2 protein-coding genes are annotated in these 1983 nt (G+C 44.7%); both read left to right on the top strand.

The features are described from left to right. The coding region (locus tag JGK14_RS00035; protein WP_325314549.1) for an HNH endonuclease at nt 1-197 on the top strand (197 nt) is incomplete at its 5' end. Between the two features lie 98 nt (nt 198-295). Then, nucleotides 296-1882: a group II intron reverse transcriptase/maturase gene (gene ltrA, locus JGK14_RS00030; RefSeq protein WP_325314548.1), complete on the top strand. Its 1587-nt coding sequence runs from the start codon at nt 296-298 to the stop codon at nt 1880-1882. Nucleotides 1883-1983 lie beyond the last annotated feature (101 nt).

The raw sequence follows: 1983 nt of genomic DNA, 5'->3' as shown, positions 1-1983 counted from the left end.
ATAACGTAGCGGTTAACCAAAATTGGAAATGTCCAGTATGCGGTGAACACTTGTTCAATGGAGAAGAACTGCACACCCATCACAAGATTCGGGTGAAAGACGGAGGCACGGACAAAGCGGAAAACCTTGTCCACCTTCACAAAGCCTGTCACAGGCATGAACATACAGGCAAACGTTCTGAGGTTTTGGAGGCTTGAGCCGGATGATGGGAAACTGTCAAGTCCGGTTCTTAGGGGAGGAGGACGCGGCGACGTGTTCCTCCTTACCCGACAAGAAGACGGCTGGTGTGGATGGTGTGAAATCGCTAACCCCAAAGCAACGTTTCGCCTTGATAAATAAAATATCACTGGGTTCTAAGGTTAAGCCAACACGCCGAGTTTGGATACCCAAACCAGGGACAGATGAGGAAAGACCATTAGGCATACCGACAATGGAAGACCGAGCTTTGCAAGCGTTAGTCAAACTGGTGTTAGAACCAGAATGGGAAGCGCGATTTGAAGCTAACTCATACGGCTTCAGACCTGGGCGCTCATGTCACGATGCTATCGGAGCAATATTCTTGGCAATAAAGCAAAAATCAAAATATGTGCTGGATGCCGACATTAGCAAATGCTTCGACCGCATTAACCATGATGTACTTCTCTCAAAATTGAATACCTATCCTACCTTACGGAGACAAATCCGAGCTTGGTTAAAAGCTGGTGTAATGGATGGAAACAAGCTGTTCCCAACTGATGAAGGTACACCACAGGGCGGGGTGATTTCACCTCTACTTGCCAATGTCGCCTTACATGGGCTTGAGGAATTGATTATGGGTTTAGCCCCAAAATTCGAGATGAGAGACTCTCGTGGTCATACTTGTGGATTACGAGACAAAATCAAATCGATTTCACTGATAAGATATGCTGACGATTTCGTAGTCCTCCATGAGGATGTAGAAGTCGTAAAGCTGTGTAAGGTTGAGATAGAGAAGTGGTTAAGTGACATTGGGTTAGAACTAAAACCGAGTAAAACAAAGATAGCCCATACCCTGAATAGACTAGATGGGGAAGAATCTGGATTTAACTTTCTAGGATTCAACATCAAGCAGTTTCCAGTAGGAAAATATAACTCGGGAATAGGGACTAGAGGTGTCTTATTGGGTTTTAAAACTATTATCACCCCCAGTAAGGAAAGCCAGAAGAGGCACTACAGAAAAGTTGCAGAAGTAATAAATAAGTCGCGTGGCTTAAATCAAGCGACTTTAATTAAGAATCTCAATCCTATCATACGGGGTTGGTGTAACTACTTCTGTTCAGTCGTCAGCCAGAAAATATTTGCAAGGCTGTGGCACTTAGTGGTTTGGAAGCTCCTCAAATGGGGTCGTCATCGTCATAGGAACAAAGGCAGAGGGTGGATACGCCTTAAATACTTCAAAACCGTAGAAGGCAATAACTGGGTGTTTGCAACCGGAGAGGGTAACAATCCTTATGCGCTAATACAACATAGCTCCACGGAAATAAAACGCTATGTAAAGGTAAAAGGAAAAGCATCCCCCTACGACGGTGACTGGTTATATTGGAGTTCAAGAATGGGAGTACACCCCGAAATACCTGCGAGAGTGTCTAAACTACTCAAGCGTCAAAAAGGGAAATGCACCCACTGCGATAACTACTTCAAAGATGGAGATTCGATAGAAGTTGACCACATCATCCCTAAATCGAAAGGTGGAAGGGAATCTTATGATAATTGGCAACTACTCCATCGACATTGCCACGACACAAAGACCGCCAACGATGGCAGTCTCGGTAACAAATCTAGCTGTAAAAGTGCTAAACCTAAGCCACCAGTGGAACCAAGCCTTTGGGTTTGGGAAAACGATATGTTGGTAATGACGTACTGATGACAACAGCCGTTTTATTGAGGAGCCCAATGATGGGAAACTATCACGTTCCGTTTTGGAGAGCAGTGGAGGGGGCGACTCCTTCACTGACTTTAATTATT

The organism is Microcoleus sp. PH2017_28_MFU_U_A, from assembly GCF_020738035.1.
GTDB lineage: Bacteria > Cyanobacteriota > Cyanobacteriia > Cyanobacteriales > Microcoleaceae > Microcoleus.
Note: the sequence above shows the minus strand (reverse complement) of the source record. Positions and strands in the feature narration are given on the sequence as shown.